Below are 6,640 nucleotides of genomic sequence, written 5' to 3' on the forward strand. Positions count from 1 at the left end.
AATTTGGCACAGGTTCAATATTACGGTACTGGCCGTCGTAAAAGTTCTGTAGCGCGTGTGCGCTTAGTTCCAGGAGAAGGTCGTATCGTCGTTAATAATCGTGAAATCAGCGAGCACATTCCATCTCCAGCTCTAATCGAAGATATCAAACAACCATTAACTTTAACTGAAACAGCTGGTACTTATGATGTTTTAGTAAACGTACATGGAGGCGGCTTATCTGGTCAATCTGGAGCAATCCGTCATGGTATCGCTCGTGCTTTGCTTGAAGCAGATCCAGAATACCGTGCAACACTTAAACGTGCTGGTCTTCTGACTCGTGACGCTCGTATGAAAGAACGTAAAAAATACGGTCTTAAAGGCGCTCGTCGTGCACCTCAGTTCTCAAAACGTTAATCGTTTTGGATTGCAAAAACCACAACTTCTTGGTTGTGGTTTTTTTGTATTTTTTTCTCATATCGAAGAGGTTATCCAATGTTTTTCTAGAATTGTTTTGTTATACTCTATTCATTACCAATAAGGAGCGCAGTTATAATGAATCAGTTAGCCATACATAACAGCAAGGCATGGGATAAAAAAGTCGAAACGGGCAATGAATGGACGGTAGCGGTTGATTCCCATACGATTGGTGAAGCGAAAAAAGGCAATTGGAGCATCAAAATGACCCCCGCAAAAGACGTGCCGGAGGATTGGTTCCCGTCCATAGACGGTTTGAAGGTTCTTTGTCTCGCTTCAGGAGGAGGACAGCAAGGCCCGGTGCTGGCTGCTGCAGGAGCTGATGTCACCGTCTTTGACAATTCGGAAAAGCAGCTTGCGCAAGACAGAATGGTTGCCGAACGGGATCACCTTACACTTCAGACTGTCAAAGGCAGCATGAATGATCTGAGCTGTTTTGATGATGAGTCATTTGATTTTATCGTGCATCCGGTATCGAATTGCTTTGTTGATTCAGTTCTTCCGGTATGGAAAGAAGCCTATCGCGTATTAAAAAAGGGCGGATCGTTAGTCTCCGGTTTTGTAAATCCCGTCGTGTTCTTATTTGATATGGATTTAGAGCAGGAGGGCGTCCTAAAAGTAAAGTATTCCATTCCGTTTTCGGATGAAAAAGATCTGAGCAAGAAAAAAGTACAGGAACTCATTGAGAATCATGAAGCATTTGAATTCGGCCATACGTTAGAGGATCAAATTAAAGGCCAGATTGACGCAGGCTTCATGGTTGCCGGCTTTTATGAGGACAAGGGCGGCCTCGTTCTGGATGAATACATTAATACATACTCCGTAACCAGAAGCATCAAAATATAAAAACAGCATCCCGTCACCGGTGCTGTTTTTTTGCGGCTTTTTACTGCGGGCGGCTGATCACATTAGCTGAAACCGGTTCTATTCCAATTTCTCTGGCCCAAACCGATAGTTGTCCCATATGGTGAATCTCATGCGCAAGGATGTGGCGGAGAATATCATCTTTATGAAAGGTTTGGTCCATCCAGCCCGGCTTAACAAGATCCGCTCCTTTGCCGGAGACCGCTTGAATGACATCCTCCCGATACTGTTCAGAGAGCTTCCGGAGATCCTGTATGCTGGCATAATCAGACTCAGCAGGCAAAACATCAGCTTTACCTAAAATGGCACGAGCCCAGCTGATCTCGACATCAATGATATGAAATAAAGTCCGCAAGATGCTCTCCATTCCGCCCGTCCGGGATTTCGTCAGTTCCTCTCGGCTCAGCTTCTCACATATCGCAAACCACTCATCACGCACCGTCCAATTGTATTGAAACAGCTTTTTCATAACGTCACCTCCGCTCTTTATTCTCCCAGTTAACATGAAACCCCTTCATTTGGGAGGATTTCCACTATCAACAAAGCATGCTTTTTCCTTATTCCTTTCAAAATAACAGTAAAAAGGAGAGTGAAATGGCAATGGCAGAGGTTTTATCTTTTTCAGACGTGAAACGGCAGAAGGATTATGAGCTTGAGAAAAATTTACTCAAGGAGCTGTCACTGACGCAAATCATTCAATCCGTAAAAGCGTGTCTTACCCCCTTGTTTCCCTTTTTTCAGGACGAAAACGGCATTCTCAGTGAAGGATGCATAGATTTTGCAATAGAAGCGTATTTATTAGGCGGCCGGTTCGGCGTCTTTGGCTATTATGGCGAGTCCTTGCAGAGGGCAAACGCGCGTTCGGCTGAAGAAGAGGAAGAACTGACGGTCGATTTTTTTGAATATCTTTGCAATTGGACGCATGAGCAATATTCTTCCGTAGAACAAAAAGAAATCTATGAAGCGTCCTGCCGGTTTATCAACAGCTGGTGGACGGAAGGATTCCTGCAAAGAGAAAAACAATGTAAGCTCCGCATGAGGTAATCATAATTTCTTCCCTTGTCCCATACTTATTAATAACGGGGACAAGCGGGAGGGAAAAGTATGAGAAAAAAACTGAAATGGCTCGGTTTTTTACTTGGCTTTATCATATTATTGTGTTTATTCCGGTTTCAATTTCATAATGATGATTCCTGGCGGCCGTGGAGCCTGCCGCTGAGCGGGAAAATCATCTATCTCGATCCGGGACACGGCGGACCGGACGGCGGCGCTACGGGAGGCAGTCATCTTGAAAAAGATATTACTCTTGAGGTGGCCTCCAGGGTGAGAGATTATTTACAGGAGCAAGGGGCTTTGGTCATCATGACGCGGGAGACGGATACCGACTTGGCGCCTGAAGGGACGAAAGGCTACAGCAGACGCAAAGCGGAAGACCTTAGAAAGCGTGTGGAACTCATCAACCGTTCAGAGGCGGAGCTTTATATCAGCATTCATCTGAACGCCATACCGTCACCGAGATGGAGCGGCGCCCAAAGTTTCTACTATGGAAAATATGAAGAGAATGAAAAAGTGGCAAAGTATATACAAGATGAACTGAGAATTAACCTGGAGAATACGACGAGAAAGGCGAAACGGATACACGGCATATACTTAATGCAGAATGTAACCAAACCGGGCGCGCTGGTGGAGATCGGATTTTTATCCAATCCGGCAGAAGCGAAGAGGCTCGGCCAGCCTAAATATCAGGATATCATCGCTTCTTCCGTGTATAAGGGCGTATTGAGATACTTCACAGAGAAAGGCGACCCTCCCGAGTAAGGAGGGTTTTTCGCCGATTCTATAATTAATATATGGTATAATACCACTTGTAAACGAATACACAAAGGGTGAGGGTTCGATGATAAGAGAAGATGAAGTAAGAAATATAATCGGAAAAATGCGCGAACCTTTTCTTCATAGACCGCTGGGAGAATTGGATGCCGTTAAGGAAGTAAAGATCAAGCCGGAAAAACGGCATGTCAGTGTGAAAATTGCATTGGCAAAAACGGGGACGGCTGAGCAAATGAGCATTCAGCAGGAAATGGTATCCGTTCTGAAAGAAGCAGGAGCGGAAACTGTCGGTCTTCGGTTTGAAGAGCTGCCGGAAGAGACATTGGCGAAATTCAGCCAGCCGGCGTCTGAAAGCGAAACCCTGCTGAATAGGAAACATCCGCCGGTCTTTTTGGCAGTGGCAAGCGGAAAAGGCGGGGTCGGCAAATCAACGGTTTCCGTCAATCTGGCCATTTCTCTTGCTCGGCTCGGCAAAAAAGTCGGCCTGATCGATGCGGATATATACGGATTCAGTGTGCCTGACATGATGGGTATTACAGTTCGTCCGACAGTAGAAGGAGAAAAACTGCTTCCTGTCGAAAGATTTGGAGTAAAGGTCATGTCTATGGGCTTTTTCGTCGAAGAGAACGCTCCAGTTGTTTGGCGAGGCCCTATGCTCGGTAAGATGCTGAACAACTTCTTCCATGAGGTTGACTGGGGAGAGGTTGACTACATCGTTCTCGATCTGCCGCCGGGTACGGGTGATGTTGCGCTCGATGTACACACGATGCTTCCAAGCTGCAAAGAGATTATCGTATCAACGCCGCATCCTACGGCTGCATTTGTAGCGGCGAGAGCGGGTTCTATGGCGATTAAAACCGATCATGAAGTTGTAGGGGTCATTGAAAACATGGCTTACTATGAGAGCGCAAAAACCGGCGAGAAAGAATATGTGTTCGGCCAAGGCGGAGGGGATAAGCTTGCAGAGGAATTGCAGGTGCCGCTGCTTGGCAGAATTCCTTTAAAACAGCCTGATTGGGACAAAGACCAGTTTGCGCCTTCTGTTTATGACAGAAGCCATCCGATCGGAGAAATTTATATGGGGATCGCCCAAAAAGTTATTGAAAAAACAGCTGAATAAAAAAGGGGCCGGGATCAAACGGCCCGGCCTTTTATTAGCTTTCTTTTTCTGAGCTTGAAGCCGCTTTTTTCAGTTCATCCTCAAATTGCTTTTTGAAAAGCGGGCTGGAAAGTGTCTCTGTAATCACATCTTCTAAGTAACTGCGGAATTTTTGGCTTTTCACCAGCTCGTAGTATTTTTTATCCATGCCGGGGTCCTGCATGATCTGCATAAAACTTTTCTGATAATCAGGGTCTTTCATCAGTTTTTTTATGATTTTTTCGTGCTCGGGCTGAAGTGTCTTTGCAAAGCTCTCGGCGAACTTTGAGTCTTCAAAGATGGTTTTCCAGAACTCCGCCCCTTTTTTAGAGGTGAGGGTTTTCTCTATTGTGCCTTTAATGGCATTCTGATCAATCACCAATGCCTCATTCATCGCATCGTCATTTAATATTTCCTTAATTGCTTTTTTTCCATCATCTGTTTTTAATATATCGACAACCATTTTTTTAGTCTGGTCATAATCCATATCCGCTGCTTGGTCTTTTGGAGCGCAAGCTGTTACAGATAATACAACAAAACAGCTTATCAATAGCGTTTTGGCTTTTGACATGCGTAAGCTCCTTCCTTACTTGTTCTTACTTTTAATATGATTCACCAGAATGGATTTATACATAACAAAATATCGCTGAACGCGATTGTCAGGGGGATGAATAAGAGATGAAAAGCCGCGGGCTTGTTCGATTTTTCTTTTCGATTTTAGCTGTGGGCGCTCTTATTACAAGCGTCGTGGGATTTGCACTGAAGTGGGGGGAGTACAAGGGGTTCTTTCTGAATTTTGAGGCCGGTCAGATTTTCTCCGTTCTGATCTGGTTTATCGGAGTAGGCATGATCTTCAGTGTGATCAGTCAAATGGGATTTTTCGTATTTTTGACAGTGCACCGTTTTGCCCTTGAAATCCTCAGATCAAGCTCGCTTTGGAATCTGCTTCAGCTGTTTATCATTCTGTTTGTTGCTTTTGATTTAATGTATGTGAGATTTTTGTTTTTTGGTGAGCGGGATGACTCGATTGCAGGGTTTGTCTGGCTTCCGCTTGCTCTTCTTGCCGTCGGCCTGTTGACGGCATATATAAAACAAAAGCAGTCCTCAAAAAATACGTTCGTTTCATCGTTATTTTTAATGGTCGTAATTACAGCGCTTGAATGGGTTCCTGCGTTAAGGGTGAATAATGAGGACTGGCTTTATTTGATGCTGATTCCGCTGATGGGCTGCAACGCATTTCAGCTGTTAATGCTGCCGAAGTTTGCCCAAAGGTAGCCTATTTCACTTCTGATGACTTGACGTCAGTATTTGCGATCAGATCACCGACAGTCACGTTTTTAAGACCCTTTTGCTTTAAATTGTGAATGATGGCGGGGAGCGCTTCTTCCGTTTGCGTTGCTGAATCAGAGGCGTGCAGCAGAACAATGTCGCCGCCTTTTATATGACTGTTTACATTTTCAATGATTTTATCAGGGCCGGGATTTCTCCAATCCTGTGAGTTAATGCTGTAATGAACCACTGAATAGTGGTACTGCTGTGCAATGGTAAGAACCTTTTTATTAAATTGTCCGGTCGGCGGGCGGAGTAAATGAACATTCTTCACACCCATTTTCTTAAATGCTGTCTGGGCTCTGAGGATATCCTTCTTGATGTCTTGATCCTCTAGACTGGTATAGTTCTTATACGCATAGCCCATGCTTCCGATTTGATGCCCGTCTTTAATCATACGTTCGACTGTGTCCGGGTGCCGTTCCGCCCAAGAAGCTGACAGAAAAAAAGTGGCGTTTTTAATGCCGTTTGCCTTCAGCGCGTTCAGAATCGGAACCGCCTTTTCATCACCCCAGCTGATATCGAATGTTAATGCCACTTCGTCTGATTTCGTCTCCCCTTTAGAAATCGCTTTTGGACCGTTATCAGTCAAAAATACAGGAAGGGGGACAGCTCTCTGTATATAAAAAAAGCTGGCTGCTGCAAATGCGGCAATAATAATAATAAGCAGCTGTTTTATCCTTTTGATGTGCCACACGTAGAAGTGGTTCACTGATGACGCCTCCTTATCTTGTCCATGCTTGATTACATCGTATGCCGCAGCGGAGATGAATATAACGAAGTATAGTTTTAAAAAAAGATGAAAAAAACACTTGCTATATTTAGCGGATGCATGGTATATTATTATTCGTCGCTGATGAACAGCAGACAACAACAAAAAGCTTCGAAAACGACTTAAAAAAAGTTGTTGACATAAAAGAAGCTGAGTGGTAAGATAATAAAGCTGCTTCAACAAGCGGTAATGATCTTTGAAAACTAAACAAGACAAAACGTACCTGTTAATTCAAAGTTTTAAATAAATCG

At 44.3% G+C, this 6,640-nt stretch carries 9 protein-coding genes; 6 read left to right on the forward strand and 3 right to left on the reverse strand.

What is annotated here, in order from left to right; all coding sequences use genetic code 11:
* The first annotated feature begins 3 nt into the window (after positions 1 to 3).
* Both rpsI and ICW23_RS18185 read left to right on the forward strand, forming a co-directional pair.
* Positions 4 to 396, forward strand: a complete 393-nt coding sequence (gene rpsI / locus ICW23_RS18180; protein WP_188154895.1) for a 30S ribosomal protein S9 — start codon at positions 4 to 6, stop codon at positions 394 to 396.
* Positions 397 to 534: 138 nt separating this feature from the next.
* Complete coding sequence (locus ICW23_RS18185; protein ID WP_188154896.1) at positions 535 to 1,302, forward strand: class I SAM-dependent methyltransferase; 768 nt, start codon at positions 535 to 537, stop codon at positions 1,300 to 1,302.
* 40 nt (positions 1,303 to 1,342) lie between these two features.
* Here ICW23_RS18185 and ICW23_RS18190 read toward each other — a convergent pair whose 3' ends face one another.
* The gene (locus tag ICW23_RS18190; protein ID WP_016935891.1) at positions 1,343 to 1,789 is read right to left on the reverse strand and encodes a DinB family protein; all 447 of its coding nucleotides are present in this window, start codon (positions 1,787 to 1,789) and stop codon (positions 1,343 to 1,345) included.
* A gap of 131 nt (positions 1,790 to 1,920) precedes the next feature.
* Here ICW23_RS18190 and ICW23_RS18195 point away from each other — a divergent pair, with 131 nt between their 5' ends.
* The 3 genes from ICW23_RS18195 to ICW23_RS18205 all read left to right on the forward strand — a co-directional run bounded on the left by ICW23_RS18195 (position 1,921) and on the right by ICW23_RS18205 (position 4,270).
* Positions 1,921 to 2,364: a DUF2521 family protein gene (locus tag ICW23_RS18195; RefSeq protein WP_029575198.1), complete on the forward strand. Its 444-nt coding sequence runs from the start codon at positions 1,921 to 1,923 to the stop codon at positions 2,362 to 2,364.
* Positions 2,365 to 2,424: 60 nt separating this feature from the next.
* Entirely contained in the window at positions 2,425 to 3,138 is a 714-nt protein-coding gene (gene cwlD, locus ICW23_RS18200) for an N-acetylmuramoyl-L-alanine amidase CwlD (RefSeq protein WP_016935889.1), read from the forward strand.
* Positions 3,139 to 3,217: 79 nt separating this feature from the next.
* Positions 3,218 to 4,270, forward strand: a complete 1,053-nt coding sequence (locus ICW23_RS18205; RefSeq protein WP_047477885.1) for an Mrp/NBP35 family ATP-binding protein — start codon at positions 3,218 to 3,220, stop codon at positions 4,268 to 4,270.
* A 34-nt stretch (positions 4,271 to 4,304) separates the two neighbouring features.
* Here ICW23_RS18205 and gerD read toward each other — a convergent pair whose 3' ends face one another.
* Positions 4,305 to 4,859 (reverse strand): spore germination lipoprotein GerD, encoded by a 555-nt coding sequence (gene gerD, locus ICW23_RS18210; RefSeq protein WP_016935887.1) that lies wholly within the window; start codon positions 4,857 to 4,859, stop codon positions 4,305 to 4,307.
* A 107-nt stretch (positions 4,860 to 4,966) separates the two neighbouring features.
* Between gerD and kbaA the strand changes: the two genes are divergently transcribed.
* On the forward strand, positions 4,967 to 5,563 hold the full coding sequence (gene kbaA / locus ICW23_RS18215) for a KinB-signaling pathway activation protein (RefSeq protein WP_007410420.1): 597 nt from the start codon (positions 4,967 to 4,969) through the stop codon (positions 5,561 to 5,563).
* A 1-nt stretch (position 5,564) separates the two neighbouring features.
* On the opposite strand, the gene pdaB is transcribed toward kbaA, so the two are convergent.
* Positions 5,565 to 6,329 carry a polysaccharide deacetylase family sporulation protein PdaB gene (gene pdaB, locus ICW23_RS18220; RefSeq protein ID WP_045926996.1) on the reverse strand — a complete coding sequence of 255 codons (765 nt, stop codon included), beginning with the start codon at positions 6,327 to 6,329 and terminating at the stop codon, positions 5,565 to 5,567.
* Positions 6,330 to 6,640: the final 311 nt, after the last annotated feature.

Source organism: Bacillus sp. 1021, from assembly GCF_014534735.1.
Classification (GTDB): Bacteria; Bacillota; Bacilli; order Bacillales; family Bacillaceae; genus Bacillus; species Bacillus siamensis.